Genomic DNA, 26,019 nt, shown 5'->3' with positions numbered 1-26,019 from the left:
TGGAAAGAGGCGGACGTCTCTTTCCCAGCTTTATCACAGCCAGCATATGATTCTCTACTTTGAAAAGGAGAAGATACTATGAAAAAAGACTATGCGAATGTTTCACCGGCGGGCAAAAAAACGTCTGTACGCTGGTTCATCGTTTTTATGCTGTTTCTTGTGACCTCTATTAACTACGCGGATCGGGCGACGCTTTCCATCACGGGAGATTCCGTCCAGCATGACCTGGGATTGGACTCGGTCGCCATGGGATATGTCTTTTCTGCTTTTGGCTGGGCCTATGTCATCGGGCAGCTTCCGGGCGGCTGGCTGCTGGACCGTTTTGGTTCAAAGACGGTCATTGCGTTAAGCATTTTTTTCTGGTCGTTTTTTACGCTGCTGCAAGGGGCGATTGGTTTTTTCTCCGCCGGCACAGCGATTATCCTGCTGTTTGCACTGCGTTTTCTGGTCGGCTTGTCCGAAGCGCCTTCATTTCCCGGAAACGGAAGAGTTGTTGCCTCATGGTTCCCAAGCTCCGAGCGAGGGACAGCTTCAGCCTTTTTTAATTCAGCTCAATACTTCGCAATCGTCATTTTTTCTCCTTTAATGGGCTGGCTCACCCACTCTTTCGGCTGGCATTCCGTCTTCGTTGTCATGGGTGCCGCGGGCATTCTTCTGGCTGTCATCTGGCTAAAAGCGGTGTATGAACCTAAAAAACATCCGAAGGTCAATGAAGCCGAGCTTGCATATATCGAACAGGGCGGCGGGCTGATTTCCATGGATGACAGCAAAAGCAAGCAAGAAACAGAATCGAAATGGCCTTATATCAAACAGCTGTTGACGAACCGCATGCTGATCGGCGTGTACATCGCGCAATATTGCATTACAACTCTCACCTATTTCTTTCTCACATGGTTCCCGGTATATTTGGTTCAGGCCCGCGGAATGTCTATCCTTGAAGCGGGGTTTGTCGCTTCCCTGCCGGCGCTATGCGGATTTGCCGGCGGTGTGCTTGGGGGCATCGTGTCAGACATCTTGCTCAAAAAAGGCCGTTCTCTGACCTTTGCAAGAAAGGCGCCGATCATTGTCGGCATGCTGCTGTCTTGCAGTATGATTGTCTGCAACTACACGGATTCAGCGTGGCTTGTCGTTGTCATTATGTCACTCGCGTTTTTCGGAAAAGGCTTCGGCGCATTGGGATGGGCTGTCGTGTCGGACACGTCTCCGAAAGAGTGTGCAGGATTAAGCGGCGGGTTGTTCAACACATTCGGAAACATCGCCTCGATTACGACTCCGATTATTATTGGTTATATTGTTAACGCTACAGGATCTTTTAATGGAGCGCTTGTGTTTGTCGGCGCTAATGCGATTGCGGCGATCCTCAGCTATTTGTTGCTGGTCGGGCCGATCAAACGGGTCGTGTTAAAGAAACAAGAGCAGGACCCCGATCAATCATTGCCTGTCTAATAATTATGAAAGCGCTTTATAAAAGGAGGATAAAACATGAGTTCACCAATACAAGAGCAGGTTCAAAAAGAAAAGAGATCGAATATTCCCTCAATTTGTGAGATGAAGGTGATCCCTGTTGCGGGACATGACAGCATGCTGCTGAATCTGAGCGGCGCGCATAGCCCATTTTTCACCCGAAATATTGTGATCTTAACTGACAGCAGCGGAAATCAGGGAGTTGGCGAGGTGCCTGGCGGAGAACAGATACGCCGTACACTCGAGCTGGCAGAGCCGCTTGTTGTCGGAAAGTCTATTGGCGCGTATCAGGCGATATTGCAGACGGTCAGAAAGCAGTTTGCCGATCAGGACAGGGGAGGGCGCGGCATCCAGACGTTTGATTTGCGCACCACGGTACATGCCGTCACAGCGCTGGAAGCGGCTTTGTTAGATTTGCTTGGAACGTTTCTTCAGGAACCGGTCGCGGCCTTGTTGGGCGAAGGGAAGCAGCGCGATGAAGTGAAAATGCTCGGCTACCTCTTTTACATCGGTGACCGAAAGCGGACGACCCTGCCGTATCAAGGCGATGAGCAGTCAGGTTGTGAGTGGTTCCGTCTTCGCCATGAGGAAGCACTGACGCCTGAGGCTATTGTACGCCTTGCCGAATCCGCGCAGGAGCGCTACGGCTTTCAGGATTTCAAGCTGAAAGGCGGGGTGCTGCGGGGAGAGGATGAAATCGAAGCTGTCACCGCATTATCAAAACGTTTTCCTGAGGCGAGAATTACCCTTGATCCGAACGGGGCGTGGTCATTAGAGAAAGCTATTACATTATGCAAAGGAAAGCATGATGTGCTTGCGTATGCGGAAGATCCGTGCGGGGATGAGAACGGCTACTCCGCCCGTGAAATAATGGCTGAATTCCGCCGTGCGACAGGGCTTCCGACCGCGACAAATATGATTGCGACCGACTGGCGGGAAATGGGTCACGCGATCCAGCTTCACGCGGTGGATATTCCGCTGGCTGATCCGCACTTCTGGACGATGCAGGGTTCGGTGCGGGTGGCGCAAATGTGCCATGATTGGGGTTTGACATGGGGCTCCCACTCCAACAACCACTTTGATATTTCCCTTGCGATGTTTACCCATGTGGCTGCAGCGGCTCCGGGACGCATTACGGCGATTGATACCCATTGGATCTGGCAGGACGGGCAGCGTTTAACGAAACAGCCTTTTGAGATTGCCGATGGCTGTGTCAAGGTGCCGAATAAGCCCGGTCTTGGCGTTGACATTGATATGGAACAAGTTGAAAAAGCGCATGAGCTCTATAAGAAAATGAATTTAGGCGCCCGGAATGACGCGATCCCTATGCAGTTTCTGATCAACAACTGGGAGTTCGACCGGAAACGCCCGTGTCTTGTGCGATAAGATTGATTGTAAATATTGTCACCTTGGCTGTTTTGTCTTACAATTGAACAACTGAAGGGAGAGTTGTTCGTGTACGAAGGTTTAGAGGATCTGAAAGTCGATACAGTCAATCGGAAAACATTAGCCAAGCAGGTCATTGAACGAATTGTCCATTTATTGTCGAGCGGACAGTTAAAGGCCGGAGACAAATTGCCGACAGAAATGGAACTGATGGACATTTTGCATGTCAGCAGGCCGGTGCTTCGGGAGGCGCTGAGTTCACTTGAAACGCTGGGCGTCATTACGAGAAAAACCCGCGGCGGCACGTATTTCAACGATAAAATTGGCATGCAGCCATTTTCCGTCATGCTTGCCTTGGCCACTGATAATCTTCCGGCCATCATTGAAGCGCGAATGGCGTTAGAACTCGGACTCGTGACGATTGCCGCGGAAAAAATCAATGAGGATGAACTCCAGCGTTTGCAGAAGACGATCGACGACATCGCCAGCAGCACTGACAATCTTTATGGTGAAGCGGATAAAGAATTCCATCGAATTATTGCGTTAAGTGCCAATAACCCCGTTGTCGAAGGGATGATTCAGTCTCTCTTAATTACCCATGCGAAAATTGACAGCCAGATTCCGTACAGGGAGAGAGATGTAACGGTCGAATATCACAAAAAAATCTACGATGCACTTGCTAAAAGAGACCCTTACAAAGCGCATTACCACATGTATGAGCATCTGAAATTTGTCCGTGACAAAATTCTAAAGGGCATGGATGAGAAATAATTGCAGAGACAGCCGCAGTTGAAACGAAAGAGCTGCGGCTTTTTTGAACCGATTAAGAAAGCGTTTACTATGATATAAGGAGTGATTTTCATATGGCGATGAACCTCAGGCAGAACCAAGCGCCCCTTTACATCAAAGTGAATGAAACAGATAACACGGCGATTATTGTCAATGACGGGGGACTTCCAAAGGGCACTGTTTTTTCATGCGGGCTCGTACTTGAAGAGGATGTCCCTCAAGGCCATAAGGTGGCGTTAACCGATCTCAATCAAGGGGATGAGATCGTGCGTTACGGAGAGGTGATCGGATTTGCCGATGAGACGATCAAACGCGGGAGCTGGATAAGGGACGCCCTCGTAAGAATGCCCGCTCCTCCCGCTTTAGATGATCTTCCTCTCGCAAACAGAGTGCCCAAACCGCTGCCAACTCTTGAAGGATATACGTTTGAAGGGTACCGAAATGCGGACGGCAGTGCCGGCACGAAAAATATTCTCGGTATCACCACAAGTGTTCAATGTGTCGTTGGCGTTTTGGATTATGCGGTCAAACGGATCAAAGAAGAGCTGCTGCCGAAATATCCAAATGTCGATGACGTTGTGCCGTTGCATCATCAATACGGCTGCGGCGTGGCGATCAATGCGCCTGACGCTGTCATTCCGATTCGCACGATTCAAAATCTGGCGAAGCATCCGAACTTCGGCGGGGAAGTGATGGTGATCGGATTGGGTTGTGAAAAGCTCCTCCCGGCAAGGATTGCGCCTGAGAAGCATGATGATATCCTCTCACTCCAAGATCACCAAGGTTTTGCGGCGATGATTCAATCCATTTTGGAAATGGCGGAGGAACGGTTAATCAGGCTGAACAGCAGAACCCGTGTGACCTGCCCTGTTTCGGATCTGGTTATTGGCCTGCAATGCGGAGGCAGTGATGCGTTTTCGGGCGTGACGGCGAATCCCGCGGTGGGGTATGCGGCTGATTTATTGGTTCGCGCAGGTGCAACGGTTTTGTTTTCTGAAGTGACAGAGGTGCGGGATGCGATTCATTTATTAACACCGCGGGCTGTGAGTGAAGAGGTCGGACATACGCTGATCGAAGAGATGAAGTGGTATGACAGCTATCTGCGGCGGGGTGAAGTGGACCGAAGCGCGAACCCGTCACCAGGCAATAAAAAAGGCGGGCTATCCAATGTTGTTGAAAAAGCGTTAGGTTCGGTAGCGAAATCAGGCACAAGCCCCATCTCCGGCGTGCTCGGACCAGGTGAAAAGGCGGAGCAAAAAGGCCTGCTGTTTGCGGCGACACCGGCGAGCGATTTTGTGTGCGGAACCCTGCAACTGGCGGCAGGCATGAATCTGCAGGTTTTTACGACAGGAAGGGGAACACCGTACGGCCTGGCCGTTGCCCCGGTGCTGAAAGTATCGACACGGCATTCATTATCAGAGCATTGGGCGGATTTAATCGATATCAATGCCGGACGAATCGCGACAGGAGAGGCCAGTATTGAAGACGTAGGCTGGGAAATCTTCAGGACCATTCTGGCTGTGGCGAGCGGCCGCAAACAAACGTGGGCGGACCGGTGGGGCCTTCATAATGATTTGTGCTTGTTTAATCCTGCTCCGGTGACTTGAATCTTTTTTTATAGCGATGAGATGGAATATGCTGTAAAATACAATTAACGTATAGGAAACGGAGGGGTTACAGCATGGCATTCAGAGATTCCGATTGACACGAATTCAATAGTGAATAACTTTCGCCTGAATGCGAGAGAATCGGGATGAATCTGCCTATGTATGAGCCCTTATATTGTAATCAAAAAAGAGGGTGGCGATGCCCGCCCTCTTTTTTGTGCCTTCAAACATCCACACTCTCTGCTACAGGCCGGAGCATGAGAAAGGGGAAATGGGATGACAAACCTTACAGAAAAACAGGTTATCACGGAGATTGTCGGAGTTGCACGCATGCGAGGTTTGACAGTTCACTCTGAGAACGCGCAATTGAATGAAACCGGAATGGACTTTCAAGTTGTATTTGCCGAGGACGATACAGGTATGCAATGGGTGCTGCGAAAACCTCGCCGAAGTGATGTAGTTGAAAGAGCGTATGCGGAAGGCAGAACGCTTGCTTTTCTCCGCACGAATCTTACAGCTGATGTGCCGGATTGGAGAATTCATACACCTGAATTGATCGCTTACCCCATGTTAAAAGGAACGCCGGCGGCTGGGATTGATTTGGAACAGAAGCAATATGTATGGAACATGAATCATCAGCCGCCGTCAGACAATTTTGTCCACACACTTGCCGGCATACTGGCAGAATTACATGGCACGAATCAAACAGCTGCCGGACAATCCGGAATAGAAGTGATAATGCCGGAAGATTTCAGGCGAATGACAGCAGAATCTATGGTTGATGTGAAGAATAAGCTTGGCGTATCTAAGCAGCTTTGGGAAAGGTGGCAAACGTGGATAAATGATGATGCATATTGGCCGGGTTTCTCTACCCTGATACACGGGGATCTCCACCCGCCGCATATCCTTATCGACCAAAATGAACGTGTCGCAGGTCTTCTGGATTGGACAGAAGCGAAAGTTGCCGACCCAGCCAAGGATTTTGTTCTTTATCAAACCATTTTCGGAGAAAAAGAAACTGCCCGTTTACTTGAATACTATAATCAAGGAGGCGGCCGAATATGGGCAAAAATGCACGAACACATTTCAGAAATGCAGGCGGCGTATCCGCTGGAAATTGCCAAGTTCGCTCTGCAAACAAAGCAGGAGGAACACATCAATATGGCGCTGGAAGCACTTGGCGTCAAACCGGGTTAAGAATTGACTTCATTTCATTAACCAAGTATTATAAACTTTACAAATAATAGAACGGATCAACAATCGTGAGGAAGAGTAAGTACGCATCGGGATGGAGGTTCAGAGAGTCGGTGGCAGGTGTGAACCGATCCTCCCCTGATGCCGAATGGGCTTCTGAATTGCTTTGCTGAACGGATAGTAGGCGATGCCGGGATTCTCTCCCCGTTACCAAGAGAGGAGTATCGAAACGGATGTTTTCTGTACTGAGAGTGAACGGCTGTAAAGCTGTTAATAAAGGTGGTACCGCGAGACCCTCGTCCTTTGAATAGGACGGGGGTTTTTTGTGTTTCTTAAAGGAGGTGACGGCCAATGGATGATGGCTGGTGGTGCATAACAGATGAATAGGAAAGGAGGATATCAAATGGTTATTGCAACTGATGATCTTGAGGTCGCATGCCCCAGATGTGAAAGAGCTGGAGAAATCGAAGGAAAACCCCCGGCCTGTAGCGGGAAAGGTGTTATTCTGACTGCTCAAGGATATACGCTTCTGGATTTTATACAAAAGCATTTGAACAAGTAAAGGAGAAAAGCTGAGCTGAGATGAGAGCAGAAGAGAAGAGTAAGAGTCGAGAGGCCGCATTAGGTACAATTTTTTTGCTGATCGGAACGGTTTGTTTTGCGTCTAAGTCAATTTGGATTAAGTGGGCATATCAAATGGGTGCTGAGCCAGACGCGGTATTGTTATACAGACAGCTATTTGCTGTTCCGCTGTTTTGGCTGATTTTTTTGTTATACCGTCCTTCAATGCCAGACGGCAATAAAAAAGGAGACCTACTGAAGGCCTGTGTCGCGGGCGTGTTTTGTTTTTTTCTGTCTCCCTTGCTTGATTTTATCGGGCTGAACCATGTATCCGCAATGGTTGAGCGTATTTTGCTGATGAGCAGTCCGATATTTGCAATCGTATTTACCGCATGCCGTGACCGGAAAATGGTTTCCATTCAGGATTTTTTCACAGTGCTGGCAGTCATGTTAGGTCTTTTCTTTGCGCTTGGCGGCTGGGATACTGAGCTCTTTCAGGCAAATATGATTGGATCTGCATTCGTTTTGTTATCCTCAGCCGTCTATGCTGGTTATCTTGTCCTTTCCGGGTGGCTCGTACATCAAATCGGAGGCATCCGTCTTAATGCGTACGGGATGACAGCTGCCGGGGCGGCCATGATGCTTTACATTGGCATCAAATCGACGATCGGTCTGAATATACCAATAGCAGCATATCCGCCTGCTGTCTATGGTTTGTTTTTGTTGATCGCAGTCGTGACCACTGTGATTCCATTTGTGCTGATGCTTGAGGGCATAAAACGAATAGGAGCACAGCGAGCAGCCATCATTTCAATGGCAGGACCTGTCCTGACGATTTTCTATGGGGCTTTATTTCTTGGTGAACGGCTACGGCTTACTCAAGCCATCGGATGCGCAGCCGTATTTTTGATCATTACGGGCATGGAATACAGGAAACTAAAAACAGGAAAAAAATAATTTTTGTAAAACACACACGTTTTTCAATTACAATAAGTGTAATTACGTGTGTGTTTTTTGATTTTGCAAAGGTTAGGTGAGAAGATGCAGCGCATATTGCTTGTAGAAGACGACCATTCAATCAGTGAAATGGTGGATCATTATTTAACAAAAGAAGGTTTTGAGATGGTGCATGCTTTCGATGGAGAAGAAGGCATCCGGCTGTTTCGTCAGGATTCATATGATTTGATTCTCCTTGATATCATGCTCCCGAAGCTGAACGGCATGGATTTTCTGAAAATCATCCGCGAAAAAAGCAACATTCCAGTTTTAATGATTTCGGCAAAAGACGGAGATGTGGATAAGGCATTGGGACTGGGGTTTGGGGCGGATGATTATATCTCCAAACCGTTTTCGATGATTGAGCTGACAGCTAGAGTAAAGGCCGCGATACGGCGGGCGACGCAATATTCGGCAGAGGAACCGGCTGAGAATAAGGTGATCCAGATTCAACAGCTTACGATAGATACAGATAATGTCTCAGTGTTGAAAAGTGGGAAGCCGCTTCAGCTAACGTCAACAGAATGGCAGCTGCTGTGCCTGTTTGCGGAAAATCCTAAAAAAGTGTTTACGAAAGAACAAATCTTCCGTTCGGTCTGGAATGACGAGTACTTTGGCGATCAAAATATCATTAACGTACATATGCGGCGTCTTAGAGAAAAGATTGAAGACGATCCCTCTTCACCTCAATACATTAAAACGTTATGGGGCATCGGTTATAAATTAGGAGAGTTTTAGCATGACAGTGTTATGGATGGCCGCTGTCATCGTTCTGGTATGTCTGAATGTCATTCAATTCATGATGAAAAAGAAGCGGGATGGGAATTTGGCATACATGGCTGAACAGCTCGGAGCCATGCTCAATCGGGATTCGGCAGGGCAAATTTTGCTTCATACAGACGATCAGGCGGTGAAAGACCTGCTTGTCAACACCAACCTATTCGTTGAGAATCGTCAGCAGATCAGCGCCCGGTTTGCCAAAACAGAGCAGTCTATGAAGCGAATGCTGACCAATATGTCACACGACCTTAAAACGCCGTTAACAGTCATTCTCGGTTATATCGAAACCATTAAAAGTGATCATGACATGCCGGACGAAGAGCGGGAGAGATTGCTGGGTAAGCTCGGCCAGAAAACAAATGAACTCATTCAGATGATCAACTCCTTTTTTGATTTAGCGAAATTAGAATCTGAAGATCAAGACATCCCGATCACCAAAATACATATGAACGAAATATGCAAACGAAATATCCTGCACTATTATGACGCCGTTCAGTCAAAAGGCTTTCAAGCTGCCATCGATATCCCGGACACGCCGGTGTTTGCGCAGGCGAATGAAGAGGCATTGGACAGAATCCTGCAAAACCTCTTATCCAATTCGATTCAATATGGCGCGGCCGGCAAGTTTATCGGCATGACGCTGTCGTATGATGAGACGAGCGTTGCCATCACTGTATGGGATCGCGGAAAAGGGATCGGTGAAACCGATCAGCAGCGTGTGTTTGAGAGGCTGTACACACTTGAAGAATCCAGAAATAAAGCATTTCAAGGAAGCGGTCTCGGTTTAACCATTACAAAACGGCTTACGGAAAAAATGGGAGGCACTATATCCATTCAAAGCAAGCCGTACGAACGGACCGCATTTACGATTACATTGAAACGAATGACATACTAGCAAACGTAAGAATTTCTTAAGATTTGAGAAATAAAAATGACAGGGATCGCCGCTACAATAGAAAACAGGAAAAGAGAGGGAAGGAGAAACAAAGTTGACTTATATCGTACAAACGAACGGACTGACCAAAGCGTATCAGGGAAAAGAAGTCGTATCCAATGTCAGCATGCATATTAAAAAAGGTGAAATCTATGGCTTTCTGGGCCCGAACGGCGCGGGGAAAACAACCATTATGAAAATGCTGACGAGCCTTGTTAAACCGACAAGCGGTGAAATCAGCATCCTAGGGAACAAGCTCACCCACACATCATACGAGGTGCTGGGGAACATCGGCAGCATGATTGAATATCCGATTTTTTATGAAAGTCTGACAGCTGCAGAAAACTTAGATCTGCATTGTGAATACATGGGGTACCACAATAAAAAAGCCATTCAAGAAGTGCTGGATATGGTGAACTTAAAACAAATTGACAAGAAGCCCGTCAAAACATTTTCGCTCGGGATGAAGCAGCGTCTGGGGATTGCGCGTGCCATCCTCACGAAGCCGGATCTGCTTATTTTGGATGAACCGGTAAATGGTCTTGACCCTCTCGGTATCAAAAAGATCAGGCAGTTGTTTCAAGTGCTGAGCAAAGAGTACGGGATGACGCTGCTGATCTCAAGCCACTTGCTGAGTGAAATCGAACAAATTGCGGACACGATCGGCGTCATTCGGGACGGCAGGCTGCTTGAAGAGGTGTCAATGGAAGATGTCAGAGGCCAGAACACTGAATACATCGAGCTTGTCACGCCAAATCAGACAAGTGCCTGCTTTGTGCTGGAGAACGAGCTGCGATTAACCAACTTTAAAATCTTAAATGAGAAAACGATTCGGATTTACGAGGCAGAAGCCTCTCAAGCTGCCATATCCAAAGCGCTAATTTTAAATGATATAGACATTGAATCAATGAACAAAAAGTATACGTCGCTGGAGGATTATTTTATCAGCTTGATCAACGGCAATAGCATCAGTGCGTAAAGGAGGAGAGACACGTTGATGAATTTGATCAGAATCGAATTAAGAAAAATGAAGATGGGCTGGTATGTCAGAGGTGCCCTCATTTCCAACTTGATCATCATGGGCTTTCTGTGGCTGATCTGTTATTCAGAAAAAGCCGATACCGGGGTTTCGTTCCAAAGCATGGAGGAAGCGTTTCTCATCATCGGCACCTTCGTCAGAGCGGTATTTATCGTTTTTGGTGCAGTGCTGATTGCAAAATTGGTGATTTCCGAATATAAAAACAAAACCATTCTTGTGATGTTCACATACCCGATCAGCCGTAAAAAACTGCTCGCTGCTAAGCTTATGATCGCGGGCGGACTGACGTTTACCACGATTTTACTTTCAAATATACTCATAGCCGCCGGTTTCTTTTGGCTGAACTCGATCTATCATTTCATACCGGAAGAGCTTACGACAGAAATCATGTCTCAGCAGGCGGTAAAAATGGCGGTTTTCGCTTTTGGCGCCGCTGGAACCAGTTTGGTTCCCATCTTTTTTGGGATGCGTAAACACTCGGTTCCGGCAACCATCATTTCATCTGTAGTGATTGTGATGCTCATCAGTTCAACAAGTCCGGGCTTCTCCATTTCGTCTGTTGTGTATATCCCATTATCCTTGGCAGCTTTCGGTTTGTTTTTTTCCTACATGGCGATCAGGAACGCAGACAAGCAGGATGCGTAGCGTAAACAAAGGCGCCCCTTATAAAAGGCCGATGCTATCAGCACCGGCCTTTCGATTATGAATCTGTTCTTGTTTCAAGATAATGCTTCTTGCCAATCTCTTTGCTCATCATATAGAAATGGAAGCAATATTCACCGATGGCCATGGCGATCGCGCCAAATAGAGCCGCCAGTGCAACTTCACCGCCAGTCATCCCCATAGAAAGCGGCATGCCCATCAGCCAAATGACGAGGAAGGCCAGACCGAAATCAGCTAACGTCGCAATCATATTATTCCATCTTGGCAATACATAAAGATCGCCCAGCAAATAAGAAATAACCCCTAACACAAGTGTCATTAAGAGCGTATCACCAAACGTGAAACCGAAGCCCAGACCAAGCACTAGATACAACACAATGATTGTCATAATACCTTTAATCGCGAGTGCTTTCACATGTGTCATTCCAAAGTACCTCCTTCTATTTTTATTTGTTATGTATGATTCCTCAAATGCAGAAAGTTAAACCTTATATTGTGTTTTTGCATGCTGTGTAAAAGGAGTGGATGGTTTGTATGAAAGGAAAGATGTTCACAGTGGTGCTGGTGTGTATGATGTTCGGAGGCGGGTGCAAACCTGCTGAAGAACCCGCGTCAACTGCTCAATCGTCTTCACTATCTGATTCTGCAAAAAACAAAGCTTATGATATTCATGAGGGTTTTATTAAAGCTGAGCGTACATTCGGAACCGAGTTGTTTCAATACATGTCAGCTCAAGACGGGTTAACGGACAATCTTCTGATTTCCCCGTACAGCTTACAGCAGATGCTGATGATGACGGCAAATGGAGCGGCGGGAGATACTTTAAAAGAAATGAAAGCTGCTCTATATTTGTCGGACATTCATGACAGCGCCATTAATGAGTCATCGTTCGGGCTCATGAAAAGGTTTGAATCTTTGCCTGAAGGTGATCTGATGACGGCCAATGCTGTATGGACAAGGCTTGAGACCGAGCCGGACTTTAAACAAACGATTAAACAATTCTTCTCAGGCAGTGTCTTTAAAATGGATGACAACATTCAGACCGCAAAGATCTTGATCAATCAGTGGACGGCCCACCAAACAAAAGGGCATATTGACGACATCGCGGATCATCTTTCGCCGGAAGCTGTTTCTCTTTTGGTAAACGCCGTTTACTTTCAAGAAAAGTGGGCGCTGCCGTTTGACCAGCATGTGACCGCTGAGGAGCATTTTTTTCTGCCTGACGGATCGGCCAAAAAACTGCTGATGATGAAGCAGACTGCACGCCTCGCTTACTTAGAAAATGATCTGTTCCAAGCAGTCAAGCTGCCATACGAAGATCAACAACTTTCGTTTACTTTATTTCTGCCGAAGAAAACGCCGGGTTCTTTTATGTCTCTTTTCACCAATCAAAACATAAAAGCATGGGACCGCGAATTTCAGCCAAAAACAGTAAAGCTGAGCCTGCCCCGTTTTACGCTGAAAGGAAAGTATAACGTAAAACATGCTCTTCGCGATATGGGGATGAAATCCGTCTTTTCTGATGCTGACTTTTCCAGCATGTTTACTGAAGGCCGCGGTGTTTCGATCGATGATGTGAATCACCATACATTTATCAAGGTGGATGAAGCAGGAACCGAGGCTGCGGCTGCCTCGTCAGCTGAAATTGTTGAGTCCGCACTCACGCCAGATGTTACCTTGACGGCGGACCGGCCATTTTTCTTTGTCATCACAGATGAACAAACAAAATACCTGTTGTTTTTAGGCTTTGTCGCAAATCCGAATGAATAAATATAAAAACTTCTCTTGTCCCTCCGTCATCACTTTTGAAGTAATGAAATATGATGAAAGGAGATCAAGGGGAGGTGACGTGATGGCGGTAGTGAAAGCAACGAGTGCGGATGTCGATTTGCTGGCAAGGCTGCTCAGAGCAGAAGCGGAAGGAGAAGGCAAGCAGGGGATGCTGCTTGTCGGCAACGTGGGAATCAATCGGCTGCGGGCAAATTGCTCAGATTTTAAAGGCCTCCGGACCATCAGGCAGATGATTTTTCAGCCGCACGCGTTTGAGGCTGTAACTCATGGATATTTTTATCAAAGAGCACGGGAAAGCGAGCGGAGCCTGGCACGCCGGTCAATAAACGGTGAAAGGCGCTGGCCTGCAAAATTTAGTTTGTGGTACTTCAGACCGGAGGGGGACTGTCCGCCCCAGTGGTATAACCAGCCGCTAGTAGCCAGATACAAGTCACACTGCTTTTATCAGCCGACTGGGGAAACGTGTGAAAATGTATATAACACATTTTAGAGACAGGGCACCGTTCAAATTGAACGGTGCCTTTTTTTGAAAAGATATACAATGGAAAATATTCCTGTGAGATAATCAAAGAAAAAAACGGAGATGACAGAATGGCAACAATAGACCTGCAAAAGAAAAGCGTAAAAATCGTACTGGAGAAAAAGCAATTAACGAAGGTGACGGCTTGTGTCGGACTTGTGCTTGATATTACGGGTTCAATGAGAACGCTCTATAAAAACGGAACGGTTCAAAACGTGGTGGAACGGATATTGGCTGTGGCCGATCAATTTGATGATAACGGCTTACTGGATGTATGGGTGTATGATAACGAATTCTCCCGATTAAAGCCAGTTTCTGAAAAAGATTTTTCAGGCTATGTCGATCGTGAAATTTTGAATAATGACCGCTTGCATAAATTCGGCAGAAATGATGAGCCGCCGGTCATGAAAGACGTGCTGCGCAAATATGTTGCAGAGGAACCCAGTTCTTATCCCGCTTTCGTCGTTTTTATTAATGATGGAGGCTGTAAAAAGTCGATTAAACCAATTATTGCAGCCTCTTCTGACAAGCCGGTGTTTTGGCAGTTTGTCGGCATCGGAAACGGAAACTTCGATTTTCTCAATAAACTGGATACGTTAGAAGGACGCGCTGTTGATAATACGAATTTCCTGCGTATTGAAGAAATCGACCGCATTTCTGATGATGAGCTTTATGACGCTCTGCTTACTGAATTTCCATTTTGGCTGAAAGAAGCGAAGAAAAAAGGGATTGTAAGAGAACAAGAGCCACCTGCTGAAAAGCCGAAAAAGAAGGGCTTCTTCAGCAGATTATTTTCAAAATAACTGGTGCGGCACTGAGTCATTCTGCGAAATGGCTCGGTGTTTTTGTTTTTTTAAGATCATGTGAAGAAAAATAGTCCGAATGGGCGGCTTGCAAACGACAGGATATGCGGAAAACGCGCCATTTAGCCAGCTTTCGGCAAGTTTCAGCGGCAGGCTTGTGAGTGAAGACCTGTTTCTGTAGTTCAGCGCTTACAATCGGTTCACACTTCTTCACATCCATTTAACAATGATCTCCTATAATGGAGGCGATCAATGAGAAGAGAGGGGATCTTGAATGGCAAACGACAGTCGTTTTGATGAATGGGTACAGAAGTTGAAAGAGGAAAGCTTTCAAAACAATACGTTTGACCGCCGCAAATTTATTCAAGGAGCGGGGAAGATTGCAGGGCTTTCTCTTGGATTAACGATTGCTCAGTCAGTTGGTGCATTTGAAGTCAATGCTGCGCCTAAGTTCTCTAGCTACCCGTTTACGCTAGGGGTCGCGTCTGGAGATCCGCTTTCTGACAGTGTCGTGCTCTGGACGCGTCTTGCGCCAGATCCGCTGAACGGCGGGGGAATGCCGAAGCAGGCGATCCCAGTCAAATGGGAGGTCGCAAAGGATGAGCATTTCCGCAAGATCGTGAGAAAGGGCACCGAGATGGCCAAACCGAGCCTAGCCCACTCTGTTCACATAGAAGCGGACGGGCTTGAGCCAAATAAAGTGTACTATTATCGTTTCAAAACCGGACATGAACTAAGCCCTGTCGGAAAAACAAAAACATTGCCCGCCCCTGGTGCCAATGTGTCGAAAATGACCTTTGCGTTCGCTTCCTGCCAGCAATATGAGCATGGATATTATACGGCCTACAAGCATATGGCGAAGGAAAAGCTTGATCTTGTCTTCCATCTCGGTGATTACATCTATGAATATGGTCCAAATGAATATGTTTCAAAAACAGGCAATGTCCGCACGCACAACAGCGCAGAAATCATAACGCTGCAAGACTATCGGAACCGCCATGCCCAATATCGTTCTGATGCCAATTTAAAAGCTGCACATGCGGCGTTCCCTTGGGTTGTGACATGGGATGACCATGAAGTCGAAAACAACTATGCGAATAAAATCCCGGAAAAAGGACAGTCGGTTGAAGCATTCGTGCTCCGCCGCGCGGCTGCGTATCAGGCGTACTATGAACATATGCCGCTCCGCATCTCCTCTCTGCCGAACGGTCCGGATATGCAGCTGTACCGTCATTTTACGTACGGAAACCTGGCGTCCTTCAATGTTCTTGATACCCGCCAGTATAGAGATGACCAGGCCAATAATGACGGCAATAAGCCGCCTTCCGATGAATCGCGCAATCCGAATCGGACTTTGTTAGGAAAAGAACAGGAGCAGTGGCTCTTCAACAATTTGAGCAGCTCAAACGCTTACTGGAATGTGCTGCCGCAGCAGATTTTCTTTGCGAAATGGAACTTCGGAACAAGCGCTAGCCCGATCTACAGCATGGATTCGTGGGACGGCTATCCGGCTCAGCGCGAGCGGGTCATCAATTTCATTAAAAGTAAAAATCTGAATAATGTTGTTGTTCTGACAGGTGATGTACATGCAAGCTGGGCATCAAATCTGCACGTCGACTTTGAGAAGACAAGTTCAAAGATTTTCGGGGCTGAGTTTGTCGGAACTTCGATCACCTCTGGAGGGAACGGCGCGGATAAACGGGCGGACACAGACAAAATTTTAAAAGAAAATCCGCACATTAAGTTTTTTAACGACTATCGCGGATATGTCCGCTGTACCGTGACGCCTCACCAGTGGAAAGCCGATTATCGGGTAATACCGTTTGTGACAGAGCCTGGCGCAGCCATTTCAACTAGGGCTTCATTCGTTTATCAAAAGGACCAAACTGGATTGAAAAAGGTATCCTCCACGACAGTCCAAGGCGGGGTGAAGCAATCCGATGAAGTCGAAGAGGATCGGTTCTTTGCGCACAACAAAGCCCATGAAAAACAAATGATTAAGAAACGGGCAAAAATCACGAATTAAGGAGTGAAAAAGTATGTTTTCAAACATTGGAATACCGGGCTTGATTCTGATCTTTGTCATCGCCCTCATTATTTTTGGCCCTTCAAAGCTGCCGGAAATCGGACGTGCGGCCGGACGGACACTGCTGGAATTTAAAAGCGCCACAAAATCACTTGTGTCTGGTGATGAAAAAGAAGAAAAATCAGCTGAGCTGACAGCGGTCAAGCAGGACAAAAACGCGGGCTGAGTGCTGATGAGGCAGACACCGGGGCTGCCTCTTTTTTTATGAAAGGGAGGGCTTTTTTGAATGGATAAAAAAGAAACCCATCTGATCGGGCATTTAGAAGAGCTTCGCCGCCGAATTATCGTGACCCTCGCGGTATTTCTTCTATTTCTTATCACGGCTTTTTTGTTTGTGCAGGATATTTATGACTGGCTGATTAGAGATTTGGATGGGAAGCTGGCTGTGCTTGGACCGAGTGAAATCCTCTGGGTGTATATGATGCTTGCCGGCATTTGTGCCATTGCGGCTTCCATCCCTGTTGCCGCGTACCAGCTGTGGCGTTTCGTTGCCCCGGCGCTGACGAAAACGGAGCGCAAGGTGACGGTCATGTACATACCCGGGTTATTTGCGTTATTTTTGGCGGGCATCTCTTTTGGATACTTTGTCTTATTTCCGATCGTACTCAGTTTTTTGACTCATTTGTCTTCCGGGCATTTTGAAACAATGTTTACGGCGGACCGCTATTTCAGGTTTATGGTGAATTTGAGCCTGCCGTTCGGCTTTCTGTTTGAAATGCCTTTAGTGGTGATGTTTTTAACAAGGCTGGGCATCTTAAATCCCTACAGGCTGGCCAAAGCGAGAAAGCTGTCCTATTTTTTGCTGATTGTCGTGTCCGTATTGATTACACCGCCTGATTTCATTTCTGATTTTCTCGTTATGATCCCTCTGTTTGTCTTGTTTGAAGTGAGTGTCACCCTATCGGCGTTTGTCTACAAAAAGAGGCTGACGAGCGAAACGGCGGCCGCTTAGTGCAGCGTCCCGCCGAGTGACTTCAAATCTTGCTCGTATTGTGCGGCCGTAACAGCGGCGATCCTCAATGCCCGGACCATCGTGTCCAAGCTGAGGCTCGGCGCTGTTTTGTCGATGGTCTGCTCCGGAATGAAAGGGATATGAATAAACCCGCCGCGTATGTGCGGGGATGTCCGGCTAATGTGATCCATTAATCCGTAGAACAAATAATTGCATACAAATGTGCCCGCTGTATAAGAGACAGCGGCCGGAATGCCGTTTTCCTTCATTTTCGCAGTCATGCGTTTCACGGGAAGCCCGGTCCAGTAAGCGGCGGGTCCGCCTGGAGAAATCTCTTCATCAATCGGCTGATGTCCTTCATTATCGGGGATGCGCGCGTCTGCAAGATTAATCGCCACCCGTTCGGGCGTGATTTGCATTCGCCCGCCGGCTTGGCCGACACAGATCACGACATCCGGCTGATGCTTCTGAATGGCTTGCCGCAGAGTGTCCAGAGCGGTTTTAAAAACAGTCGGAATTTGTTCTGCTGTGATGCTTGCTTCATCCGTTTCAAAGCCATTCAGCCGTTTCGCCGCTTCCCATGATGGATTGACGGTTTCTTTGTCAAAAGGGTCAAAGCCTGTGATCAGCACTTTTTTTCTCATCTTCCCATCTCCTTTTTCCTTTTATTCTATTGTTTATTTTTGGATTTTTCCTCAAAATAACGAAAAGGAGTGAATCACAATGGAACATTTACCGCAACAGTATCGCCAGCTGTTCCCAACCGTGCAGACACATACGATGCTTGCCAGCTGTTCTCAGAGCGCGTTGGCAGAGCCGGTTTCAAGGGCGATCAACGACTATCATGACAGCCTGCTCCATATGGGGACAAACTGGAATGAAGCGGCCGAAAAAACAGAGAGTGCGAGGAACGAGTTTGCAAAGCTGATAGGGGCTGAACCGGATGAAATTGCGATTGTGCCGTCAGTTTCCGATGCGCTGGTCTCTGTCGCATCCTCTTTATCTGTTTTTGAAAAGAAGCATGTTGTGTATACGGAGATGGATTTTCCGGCGGTGTCCCATGTTTGGCAGTCACAATCCGATTATACCGTATCTGTCATTCCGTCAATAGACGGGGGACTGCCTCTCGAACAATATGAAACACATATTACCGATGAAACAGTGCTGACGTGTGTTCCGCACGTTCATTATCGTGACGGCTTTGTTCAGGATGTAAAAGCGATCGCTGCGATTTCTAAGAGAAAGGGTTCTTTGTTATTTGTGGATGCTTATCAATCAGCGGGGCACATTCCCATTGATGTGAAAGAGTGGGGAGTAGATATGCTGGCAACAGGCACGCGGAAGTATTTGCTTGGTATACCGGGAATGGCGTTTCTATATGTGAGAAAGGAGCTGGCGGATGCGCTTAAGCCGAAAGCATCAGCTTGGTTCGGCAGAGAGAACGGATTTGATGAGGCTTATGCGACAGGCGCGCGGCGTTTTCAAACAGGCACTCCTGCTTTTATCAGTGTATACGCAGCGGCATCAGCTTTATCACTGCTGAATCATATCGGGGTTTCTCATATCGGGGATCATGTGAAAACGATCTGTGCCGATGCCTGTCGATATGCTGTTGATAAAGGCTTGCAGCTGGCGGCGGCACAAGCGGGGCATCATCCCGGAATGGTTGCGATCCGGGATGAGCGGGCATCGGAAACGGCGGCGCTGCTGAAGAAGAAAAAAGTGATTTGCGCGCCGCGGGACACTGTCATCCGTCTGGCTCCCCACTTTTACAACACGAAGGATGAATTGCGTCATGCGATTGATGAAATCGCAGCGGTTTTCTCCGCGCGCTGATTGCGGCACATGTAAACATACAAAAGCCCCTGACCTTGAGATCAGGGGCTTTTTCATATTAATGATCAACCTTAACCCGCTTCAAAAAGAAAGCGCCAATTAAACCGATAATCGCCACAATCATCGCGAACACAAACGCATGCTGTACGCCCGCTGTCAAAGCCTGCGGGATGACTGCCGGATCGGCAGGATTTTTGGCTGTGTTCATATAATCATGCTGGCCTGCAGCCATAATGCTGACCGCAACCGCTGTTCCGATAGCGCCCGCCATTTGCTGGAGCGTGTTCATGATGGCGGTGCCGTCTGGATAAAACTCGCGCGGAAGCTGGTTTAAACCATTTGTCTGCGCAGGCATCATAATCATAGAGATCCCGATCATCAAGCAGGTGTGCAAGATGATAATCATCACAGCCGTTGAAGTTGTAGTGACGTTCGAGAAGAGCCAAAGGACAACAGTGACAATCACAAATCCCGGAATGACAAGCCATTTCGGTCCGTATTTGTCGAACAGACGGCCTGTAACAGGGGACATTAAACCGTTTAAAATGCCGCCCGGCAAGAGAATGAGACCAGCAGCAAATGCCGTCAGGACTAAGCCGCCTTGCAGATACATCGGCAGAAGCAGCATAGACGACAGGATGACCATCATGCAAATGAACACCATGAGCACGCCCAAAATAAACATCGGGTATTTGAATGCACGGAGGTTCATCATCGGCTGCTTCATCGTTAGCTGGCGGATTGAAAATAGGATAAGACCGACAACGCCGACAATCAGTGAGACGATAACAGTCGGGCTGGACCATCCGCCGGAGCCTTCACCCGCGTTGCTGAATCCAAATACAATGCCGCCGAAACCAATCGTCGACAGGATGATAGACAAAACATCAATTTTCGGCTTTGTAATCTCAGATACGTTTTGCATGTATGCCATACCGTAAACAAGTGCAAGCACAAGGAACGGAAGAGAGATCCAGAAAATCCAGTGCCAGTTGAGGTGCTCCAGAACCAATCCGGAAAAAGTCGGGCCGATGGCTGGCGCAAACATAATGACAAGCCCGATCGTCCCCATCGCCGCGCCTCGTTTATGCGGCGGAAAAATCACCAAAATCGTGTTAAACATCAGCGGCAGTAAAAGCCCCGTTCCAATAGCCTGAACGATTCTAGCCGCTAATAAAAACGGAAAGCTCGGCGCAAGCGCCGCGATCAAGGTGCCTGCAATTGAAAAGATAAGTGACACGGTAAATAGCTGTCTTGTTGTGAACCACTGCAATAGCAGGCCTGATACAGGAACGAGGATACCAAGTACAAGCAGGTAGCCTGTCGTCAACCATTGAACAGTTGACGCTGTAATGTTCAATTCCTTCATTAGATCGGTTAACGCGATATTCAGTGCCGTTTCACTGAACATGCCGATAAAACCGGCCAACAGCAAGGAAATCATAATCGGCATCACTTTGTATTGTGGAGATGCTTTAGCTGCTGTTTCCAAAATCATTTCCCCTCTCTGTCAGCTGAATGTATTCATTCAGCTTGTATAAGTATGTCTTTTTTTATCTCTTCAGCAGGGCAGGAATGCGGTTGGAGATATGAAGGAGCGGTGTGCTGTTTTTTGCCGTCAAAGATAGAAGAATACCGCCTTCAATCATCGCGTTAATCACGGTGCTGGCTTCCTTAGCATGGCTTTCGCTGAAGCCTGCCTGCCGCAGTTTTTCCTCATACACAAGGGCCCACTCTTTGTAGGCTTCATGGCAGGCTTCCCTCAATGGTTCGCTTTTCAATGACGTCTCAGCCGCAAGCAAACCGACAGGCAAGCCTTCAATGTCTTCCGTACATGAAAATTGGCACGAAAGCTCCTTCAAAAAGGCTTGAATGCCTTCCGCCGGATCGATGTACGCTTCCATGCAGTCCGCGATTTTCTGGCGGATATAATCCTTCATCTCATTCACCGCTTCGATCGCCAGCTGTTCTTTACCGCCCGGAAAGTGGTAATAAAGAGAGCCTTTAGGCGCGCCGCTTTCCTTTATAATCTGGCTCAGCCCCGTGCCGTAATAACCCTGCAGCTGAAAAAGCCGGGTAGCTGCCGAAAGGATTTTCTCACGGGAATCTCCATAACTCATAACATTCCCACCTCACTGAATTGCAATCAAAAATATAGTGACTGGTCTATTATCATGATTCAACCATCAGTTGTCAAGAGAAATTGACTGTATGAAAAACAAAAATTGAAGGGACTCTGGGTGCTTTTGGCTATCTTTATCTTTGAATTTGCAAATGGTAAAATGATGTAAGAAACCGATAAGGGAGGTCTCCCTCATTTGCGATTCAATAGATACACAATGATCCTTATTCTTCTTGCCGCAGTATCTCACGTCATTTCAATATACGTATTTCACCAAGGCATCTTAGCTTATCTTCTTGCCATTATCTTTTTATTAGCAGCTGGATACTCCACGAAAACGAAACCCAAAGATGAAAATCAAACCAAATAAAAAAGAGAAAAGGATTACGCTCCTTCTCTCTTTTTTTTAAGCTTTTTCCACACACCATCAAAAATGAAAGCAGCTGTCATCACAACCGCTAAAACGATCATTGTCACTGTGAAAGAAAAATGTTCTCTTATATTTGCCATGAATAACGCCCCTAAAGCCCCAAACACAAAACCCTTTAGTATATTTAACGCGGAGTTCAAACCTTTCTTCATTTGATTGGTCGTGAGTGCAAAGATGAATGACCTCAAAAACGGCGAGGAGATTGTCAATATTTATATTTTAAAATGAAAATAGGAAAATATTCTCTCTCCGAACCTTAAAATCTCTTTAAAAATAAGGTGAAATTACCCTTTACCTAATTAATTAGGTAACGTAATATAATTGAAGAATTTGTTACAAAAAAAGGAGGATTTTATGAAATTTGTAAAAAGTAAGTTCATTGCACTTGTAACAATTTTGGTACTACTGTCAGTTACATCGCTGTTTGCGGTGCAGCCGTCAGCAAAGGCCGCTGAACACAATCCGGTTGTTATGGTACACGGTATTGGAGGAGCATCATATAATTTTGCGGGTATTAAGAGTTATCTCGTCTCTCAGGGCTGGTCACGGAGCAAGCTGTATGCAGTTGATTTTTGGGACAAGACAGGCACGAATTATAACAATGGCCCTGTATTATCACGTTTTGTGCAAAAGGTGTTGGACGAAACAGGTGCGCAAAAAGTGGATATTGTCGCTCACAGCATGGGGGGCGCGAACTCACTTTATTACATAAAAAATCTGGACGGCGGAAACAAAATTGAAAACGTCGTAACGCTTGGCGGCGCGAACCGTTTGACGACAGGCAAGGCGCTGCCGGGAACAGATCCTAATCAAAAGATTTTGTACACATCCATTTACAGCAGTGCCGATATGATTGTCATGAATTATTTATCAAGATTAGACGGTGCTAAAAACGTTCAAATTCATGGTGTTGGCCACATCGGCCTTCTATACAGCAGCCAAGTCAACAGCCTGATTAAAGAAGGACTGAACGGCGGAGGCCAAAATACGAACTAATGAGAAACATAACCTTGAAGAATGTCTATTCTTCAAGGTTATTCTGCTTTCAGCACAATCGTTTTCGCCGCCATATCATGAACGGCTTGTTTTTTCTTCGTAAAGGCGGCTGTCAAATAGATCAGGCGGGAGAATACATGCACCCACGCGATCATGTAACGGGCAATGGCCTGTGGGAGGGTGATTTTCTCGCATGTTTCGTCCCTCACAATTTGCAGCCCGATGATTTTTTTTCCGAGCGTACCCTTCCAATTTGTCAGCGGCATCAACAATGGATACACAAGCAACACCAATATGGCGGTAACAATGACGCCGGCGGACCCATCGCCAAACATAAATCCGGATGCCAAAATCACTGCGGCTGCGATGATCACATCAAGTATGAGAGCGCAGGCGCGCAGCATAAAACCAGCTGGTTCCAACATAAACACTTCCTTACATTTTGATAAACGCCTAATGATTGTAAAAAAGAAGAGCCTTAAGCGGGAATAGGTTATAAGTCTTAAATCACAAAATGTCATAGGTAAATTAACATCATCAGCCGGCTTTTCATATTACCAAATTCTTTTTTAGCCCGAAACCAAGCCCTCAGAAGTTATTTTTGTTAAAATAGAAAAGTTACAACAGAATTCGGAGGGTTTATTGTGGGAAAAGTGAAACGAAATGCCCCTTGCCCGTGCGGCAGCGGCAAGAAATATAAAAAATGCTGCGGAAGTAAAGTTGTCGACTTCCCGACAGAACTAGCGGCAAAAGAAGCAAAACAAATTCAGGAAGACTTAGTGGAGTTTGCCTTCACCGTACATAGAGAAAGCATGTCAGGATTTATCAATCAGCATGATTTTCTTTCAGCTATGGACAGACAGACGAAAGACATCAGCGTATTTAACTTAGGGATCTGGGGAATCTTCTTCCACCCTCTTGCTGGTGAAAAGACCATTTTCGAAGATTACCTTCAAAAAAAAGGCGATTCGATCACTCGTCCGAAAACGCGTGAGATCGTTGAATCATGGAAGAGCATGACGCCTGCGTTATTGCTGCTGCAAGACCTGAAAGAAGGTGTCATTCACTTTGAGGATGTGATTACGACAAAACAATTCGAAGTGGAAATGGATAAAAATAACCAAGACCTTCCGCCAGTGGGAAGCCTGATTCTCGGCTATCCGATCCATGAAGCGGAAAAAGCAGAATTCTTCATGCAGTTCACGATCTTCCCGGTGAAGAGAACCGAAGCGCTAATCAGCAAGGTGAAGAAATATGCGGATGCCGCTGTGAAGAACGGCAAAACGCCGGAGGACTTCATGAAGCAAGAATTCAACAACGTTCTGTTCGCGCTGTTAGCGGAGAAAGAGGAAGAGCCGCAAGCAGAGGCAGCGGAAGAGAGCAGCGTTGAGTGGGCAAACGACATGGAGAAAGAAACAGCTGCAGCTATCGAAGAAGGCATGAGCGGAGATGAGTATCCGACTGAATTGATTCCGGCTGTCATTGATATCTGGAAAACATTCTGCGAGAAAAAATCACCTGTCATCAGAAAACCGGAAGCTTTTGCGGCGGCAGTTGAATATTATGTAAATGCGATTTCTCTTAACGGCGCGTCCGTTTCTCAAGCCAAACTGGCGAAAAAATACGGCGTCAGCGCATCTACCATTTCCAGCCGCTACAAAGAAATTGAAAGCACGCTGCAAGACGAAGCGGATCGCTTTGCGCAAACGTTATCCTCATAATGAAAAAAACCTTGAAAAGCCGGGCTTTTCAAGGTTTTTTTATTTCTGGAACGGAATTTTGATTTCTAACCGGAAGACGGGATGGCGGTAGGTGAAATCCAGTCTGCCAGAAGCGCTTTTCACCAGTTTTTGAATGATATATGTGCCCATGCCTTCATGATCGCCGCCGCTTTTCGTTGAACTTGCCATATTCTTTTTACTGGCCAGAGCCTTCTTCTTGAAGGATAAATGGGTTCTGCCAAAATAAACTTGCAAAAGGAGAAATACACTTTCTCCTTTTTGTATATCCTGAAAAAAGAAGGAAAATAGAAAAAGGATATCTAATACAGAAAGTGACCCTGCCCTATTTTTCATCAAAATTGGTTTCGAAGGAGAAGAAACAATGGATCAAACACGTACTCTTGGCAAGACGAAGCTGCAGGTGAAGCGGATCGGATTCGGCGCGAATGCGGTCGGCGGACATAATCTATTTCCGAACCTGAACGATGAAACAGGGAAGGTTTTGGTGAGAACGGCATTGAATGGCGGCGTGAATTTTATTGATACCGCCTTTATATACGGACTGGGGCGTTCTGAAGAATTAATCGGCGAAGTTGTGCAGGAACGCGGCGCACGGAATGAGCTCATGATTGCCACCAAAGGGGCCCATAAAGAAGCGGGTGGCAGCATTGAATTAGACAACAGCCGGGAGTTTCTTCGCGGCGAGGTGGAAAAGAGTCTGAAGCGGCTGGAAACAGATTACATTGATTTATATTATGTTCATTTCCCGGATGGCAAAACGCCTCTCGCTGAAGTGGCGGGCACGCTGAAGGAGCTGAAGGATGAGGGGAAAATCAAAGCGATCGGCGCTTCAAACCTCAATGAACAGCAATTACAGGAATTTAATGCAGACGGCTATTTGGAGGTCTTCCAGGCAGAATACTCTCTCATTCAGCGTGATGCCGAGAAGGAGATTCTTCCATACTGTGAAAAACACGGCATATCCTTTATTCCTTATTTTCCGCTCGCGTCCGGACTGCGGACAGGAAAATTCACGAAAGATACGGTCTTCGATGACTTTAGAAAGGATAAGCCGCAATTTCAGGGAGAAACGTTTATTCACAACCTCAAAAAAGTAGATAAGCTGAAAGCGGTGGCGGAGGAAAAACAAGCGGATACGGCACATGTCGCATTGGCGTGGCTGTTAACGAGACCGGCAATAGACGCCATCATTCCAGGCGCTAAGCGTCCAGAGCAATTGAAAGATAACCTGAAAACCTTGAACATTGAACTGACCGAAGATGAAGTGGAATTTATCAGCGGGATTTTTACATAAAAAAGGAAATAGCCGCGGTGGCTATTTCCTTTTG

The 26,019-nt window shown here is 46.7% G+C and carries 28 protein-coding genes, 4 pseudogenes and 1 other annotated feature; of the genes and pseudogenes, 24 read left to right on the top strand and 8 right to left on the bottom strand.

Going from position 1 to position 26,019, the window contains the following annotated elements:
* The first annotated feature begins 78 nt into the window (after nucleotides 1-78).
* From gudP to ACMX2I_RS20575, 11 genes are all read left to right on the top strand, one after another.
* Entirely contained in the window at nucleotides 79-1,446 is a 1,368-nt protein-coding gene (gene gudP / locus ACMX2I_RS20625) for a glucarate transporter GudP (RefSeq protein WP_414958198.1), read from the top strand.
* 36 nt (nucleotides 1,447-1,482) lie between these two features.
* On the top strand, nucleotides 1,483-2,850 hold the full coding sequence (gudD, locus tag ACMX2I_RS20620) for a glucarate dehydratase (RefSeq protein WP_414958197.1): 1,368 nt from the start codon (nucleotides 1,483-1,485) through the stop codon (nucleotides 2,848-2,850).
* A gap of 69 nt (nucleotides 2,851-2,919) precedes the next feature.
* Complete coding sequence (locus ACMX2I_RS20615; protein WP_087993087.1) at nucleotides 2,920-3,621, top strand: FadR/GntR family transcriptional regulator; 702 nt, start codon at nucleotides 2,920-2,922, stop codon at nucleotides 3,619-3,621.
* Between the two features lie 92 nt (nucleotides 3,622-3,713).
* The gene (gene garD / locus ACMX2I_RS20610) at nucleotides 3,714-5,246 is read left to right on the top strand and encodes a galactarate dehydratase (RefSeq protein WP_414958196.1); all 1,533 of its coding nucleotides are present in this window, start codon (nucleotides 3,714-3,716) and stop codon (nucleotides 5,244-5,246) included.
* Nucleotides 5,247-5,522: 276 nt separating this feature from the next.
* Nucleotides 5,523-6,443 carry a macrolide 2'-phosphotransferase MphK gene (mphK, locus tag ACMX2I_RS20605; protein WP_289346383.1) on the top strand — a complete coding sequence of 307 codons (921 nt, stop codon included), beginning with the start codon at nucleotides 5,523-5,525 and terminating at the stop codon, nucleotides 6,441-6,443.
* A 56-nt stretch (nucleotides 6,444-6,499) separates the two neighbouring features.
* Nucleotides 6,500-6,747: a binding site (T-box leader), on the top strand.
* A gap of 96 nt (nucleotides 6,748-6,843) precedes the next feature.
* The gene (rtpA, locus tag ACMX2I_RS20600; protein ID WP_414958195.1) at nucleotides 6,844-7,002 is read left to right on the top strand and encodes an anti-TRAP regulator; all 159 of its coding nucleotides are present in this window, start codon (nucleotides 6,844-6,846) and stop codon (nucleotides 7,000-7,002) included.
* Nucleotides 7,003-7,022: 20 nt separating this feature from the next.
* Nucleotides 7,023-7,958, top strand: a complete 936-nt coding sequence (locus ACMX2I_RS20595; protein ID WP_414958194.1) for a DMT family transporter — start codon at nucleotides 7,023-7,025, stop codon at nucleotides 7,956-7,958.
* Between the two features lie 96 nt (nucleotides 7,959-8,054).
* Nucleotides 8,055-8,735 (top strand): response regulator transcription factor, encoded by a 681-nt coding sequence (locus ACMX2I_RS20590; protein WP_202328878.1) that lies wholly within the window; start codon nucleotides 8,055-8,057, stop codon nucleotides 8,733-8,735.
* A 1-nt stretch (nucleotide 8,736) separates the two neighbouring features.
* Nucleotides 8,737-9,672: a HAMP domain-containing histidine kinase gene (locus tag ACMX2I_RS20585; protein WP_087993090.1), complete on the top strand. Its 936-nt coding sequence runs from the start codon at nucleotides 8,737-8,739 to the stop codon at nucleotides 9,670-9,672.
* 94 nt (nucleotides 9,673-9,766) lie between these two features.
* On the top strand, nucleotides 9,767-10,690 hold the full coding sequence (locus tag ACMX2I_RS20580) for an ABC transporter ATP-binding protein (protein ID WP_414958193.1): 924 nt from the start codon (nucleotides 9,767-9,769) through the stop codon (nucleotides 10,688-10,690).
* A gap of 18 nt (nucleotides 10,691-10,708) precedes the next feature.
* The gene (locus ACMX2I_RS20575) at nucleotides 10,709-11,395 is read left to right on the top strand and encodes an ABC transporter permease (RefSeq protein WP_414958192.1); all 687 of its coding nucleotides are present in this window, start codon (nucleotides 10,709-10,711) and stop codon (nucleotides 11,393-11,395) included.
* Here ACMX2I_RS20575 and ACMX2I_RS20570 read toward each other — a convergent pair.
* Both ACMX2I_RS20570 and ACMX2I_RS20565 read right to left on the bottom strand, forming a co-directional pair.
* Nucleotides 11,356-11,491: pseudogene (locus tag ACMX2I_RS20570) on the bottom strand (hypothetical protein). The gene ACMX2I_RS20575 and the pseudogene ACMX2I_RS20570 sit on opposite strands and share 40 nt — an antisense overlap.
* On the bottom strand, nucleotides 11,451-11,837 hold the full coding sequence (locus ACMX2I_RS20565; RefSeq protein WP_003223823.1) for a YndM family protein: 387 nt from the start codon (nucleotides 11,835-11,837) through the stop codon (nucleotides 11,451-11,453). Before ACMX2I_RS20565 ends, ACMX2I_RS20570 begins: the two are co-directional and overlap by 41 nt.
* Nucleotides 11,838-11,947: 110 nt before the next feature.
* Between ACMX2I_RS20565 and ACMX2I_RS20560 the strand changes: the two genes are divergently transcribed.
* The 7 genes and pseudogenes from ACMX2I_RS20560 (at nucleotide 11,948) to tatC (ending at nucleotide 17,565) form a co-directional block, all read left to right on the top strand.
* The gene (locus ACMX2I_RS20560; RefSeq protein WP_414958191.1) at nucleotides 11,948-13,183 is read left to right on the top strand and encodes a serpin family protein; all 1,236 of its coding nucleotides are present in this window, start codon (nucleotides 11,948-11,950) and stop codon (nucleotides 13,181-13,183) included.
* Nucleotides 13,184-13,265: 82 nt separating this feature from the next.
* A complete protein-coding gene (locus ACMX2I_RS20555) occupies nucleotides 13,266-13,694 on the top strand; it encodes a cell wall hydrolase (RefSeq protein ID WP_414958190.1) in 429 nt (142 codons plus the stop codon).
* A gap of 101 nt (nucleotides 13,695-13,795) precedes the next feature.
* Nucleotides 13,796-14,527 (top strand): vWA domain-containing protein, encoded by a 732-nt coding sequence (locus tag ACMX2I_RS20550; RefSeq protein WP_414958189.1) that lies wholly within the window; start codon nucleotides 13,796-13,798, stop codon nucleotides 14,525-14,527.
* 79 nt (nucleotides 14,528-14,606) lie between these two features.
* Nucleotides 14,607-14,783: pseudogene (locus ACMX2I_RS20545) on the top strand (hypothetical protein).
* A gap of 18 nt (nucleotides 14,784-14,801) precedes the next feature.
* Nucleotides 14,802-16,553: an alkaline phosphatase PhoD gene (gene phoD / locus ACMX2I_RS20540; RefSeq protein ID WP_414958188.1), complete on the top strand. Its 1,752-nt coding sequence runs from the start codon at nucleotides 14,802-14,804 to the stop codon at nucleotides 16,551-16,553.
* 13 nt (nucleotides 16,554-16,566) lie between these two features.
* Nucleotides 16,567-16,779: a sec-independent protein translocase protein TatAD gene (tatAD, locus tag ACMX2I_RS20535; RefSeq protein ID WP_003223835.1), complete on the top strand. Its 213-nt coding sequence runs from the start codon at nucleotides 16,567-16,569 to the stop codon at nucleotides 16,777-16,779.
* A 60-nt stretch (nucleotides 16,780-16,839) separates the two neighbouring features.
* Nucleotides 16,840-17,565: a twin-arginine translocase subunit TatC gene (gene tatC, locus ACMX2I_RS20530; protein WP_087993094.1), complete on the top strand. Its 726-nt coding sequence runs from the start codon at nucleotides 16,840-16,842 to the stop codon at nucleotides 17,563-17,565.
* On the opposite strand, the gene pcp is transcribed toward tatC, so the two are convergent.
* On the bottom strand, nucleotides 17,562-18,209 hold the full coding sequence (gene pcp / locus ACMX2I_RS20525) for a pyroglutamyl-peptidase I (RefSeq protein ID WP_414958187.1): 648 nt from the start codon (nucleotides 18,207-18,209) through the stop codon (nucleotides 17,562-17,564). The two genes, tatC and pcp, sit on opposite strands and share 4 nt — an antisense overlap.
* A 79-nt stretch (nucleotides 18,210-18,288) precedes the next feature.
* Here pcp and ACMX2I_RS20520 point away from each other — a divergent pair, with 79 nt between their 5' ends.
* Nucleotides 18,289-19,401 (top strand): aminotransferase class V-fold PLP-dependent enzyme, encoded by a 1,113-nt coding sequence (locus ACMX2I_RS20520; RefSeq protein WP_414958186.1) that lies wholly within the window; start codon nucleotides 18,289-18,291, stop codon nucleotides 19,399-19,401.
* Between the two features lie 58 nt (nucleotides 19,402-19,459).
* Here ACMX2I_RS20520 and lmr(B) read toward each other — a convergent pair whose 3' ends face one another.
* Nucleotides 19,460-20,899: a lincomycin efflux MFS transporter Lmr(B) gene (gene lmr(B), locus ACMX2I_RS20515; RefSeq protein ID WP_087993097.1), complete on the bottom strand. Its 1,440-nt coding sequence runs from the start codon at nucleotides 20,897-20,899 to the stop codon at nucleotides 19,460-19,462.
* 55 nt (nucleotides 20,900-20,954) lie between these two features.
* Nucleotides 20,955-21,521 carry a TetR/AcrR family transcriptional regulator gene (locus tag ACMX2I_RS20510; protein ID WP_414958185.1) on the bottom strand — a complete coding sequence of 189 codons (567 nt, stop codon included), beginning with the start codon at nucleotides 21,519-21,521 and terminating at the stop codon, nucleotides 20,955-20,957.
* A 198-nt stretch (nucleotides 21,522-21,719) separates the two neighbouring features.
* On the opposite strand from ACMX2I_RS20510, the gene ACMX2I_RS20505 reads away from it, so the two are divergent.
* Nucleotides 21,720-21,893: a hypothetical protein gene (locus ACMX2I_RS20505; protein WP_414958184.1), complete on the top strand. Its 174-nt coding sequence runs from the start codon at nucleotides 21,720-21,722 to the stop codon at nucleotides 21,891-21,893.
* A 14-nt stretch (nucleotides 21,894-21,907) separates the two neighbouring features.
* Here the strand turns inward: ACMX2I_RS20505 and ACMX2I_RS20500 are convergent, their stop codons facing one another.
* A complete protein-coding gene (locus ACMX2I_RS20500; RefSeq protein ID WP_394716495.1) occupies nucleotides 21,908-22,033 on the bottom strand; it encodes a hypothetical protein in 126 nt (41 codons plus the stop codon).
* 274 nt (nucleotides 22,034-22,307) lie between these two features.
* On the opposite strand from ACMX2I_RS20500, the gene ACMX2I_RS20495 reads away from it, so the two are divergent.
* Complete coding sequence (locus ACMX2I_RS20495) at nucleotides 22,308-22,949, top strand: esterase/lipase family protein (protein ID WP_414958183.1); 642 nt, start codon at nucleotides 22,308-22,310, stop codon at nucleotides 22,947-22,949.
* 38 nt (nucleotides 22,950-22,987) lie between these two features.
* On the opposite strand, the gene ACMX2I_RS20490 is transcribed toward ACMX2I_RS20495, so the two are convergent.
* A complete protein-coding gene (locus tag ACMX2I_RS20490; RefSeq protein WP_414958182.1) occupies nucleotides 22,988-23,371 on the bottom strand; it encodes an RDD family protein in 384 nt (127 codons plus the stop codon).
* A gap of 222 nt (nucleotides 23,372-23,593) precedes the next feature.
* Here ACMX2I_RS20490 and ACMX2I_RS20485 point away from each other — a divergent pair, with 222 nt between their 5' ends.
* Nucleotides 23,594-24,670: a helix-turn-helix domain-containing protein gene (locus tag ACMX2I_RS20485; RefSeq protein ID WP_414958181.1), complete on the top strand. Its 1,077-nt coding sequence runs from the start codon at nucleotides 23,594-23,596 to the stop codon at nucleotides 24,668-24,670.
* 39 nt (nucleotides 24,671-24,709) lie between these two features.
* On the opposite strand, the pseudogene ACMX2I_RS20480 reads toward ACMX2I_RS20485, so the two are convergent.
* A pseudogene (locus tag ACMX2I_RS20480) lies at nucleotides 24,710-24,853 on the bottom strand (ATP-binding protein); the annotation flags it as partial.
* On the opposite strand from ACMX2I_RS20480, the pseudogene ACMX2I_RS20475 reads away from it, so the two are divergent.
* Together ACMX2I_RS20475 and ACMX2I_RS20470 are read left to right on the top strand one after the other, a co-directional pair.
* Nucleotides 24,846-24,917 (top strand): annotated as a pseudogene (locus ACMX2I_RS20475) (sodium ABC transporter permease); the annotation flags it as partial. The pseudogenes ACMX2I_RS20480 and ACMX2I_RS20475 sit on opposite strands and share 8 nt — an antisense overlap.
* 135 nt (nucleotides 24,918-25,052) lie before the next feature.
* Entirely contained in the window at nucleotides 25,053-25,985 is a 933-nt protein-coding gene (locus ACMX2I_RS20470) for an aldo/keto reductase (RefSeq protein WP_414958180.1), read from the top strand.
* Nucleotides 25,986-26,019 lie beyond the last annotated feature (34 nt).

The organism is Bacillus sp. SW14 (assembly GCF_047608225.1).
Lineage (GTDB): Bacteria > Bacillota > Bacilli > Bacillales > Bacillaceae > Bacillus > Bacillus subtilis_G.
This window is presented reverse-complemented; position numbering and strand designations above follow the sequence as displayed.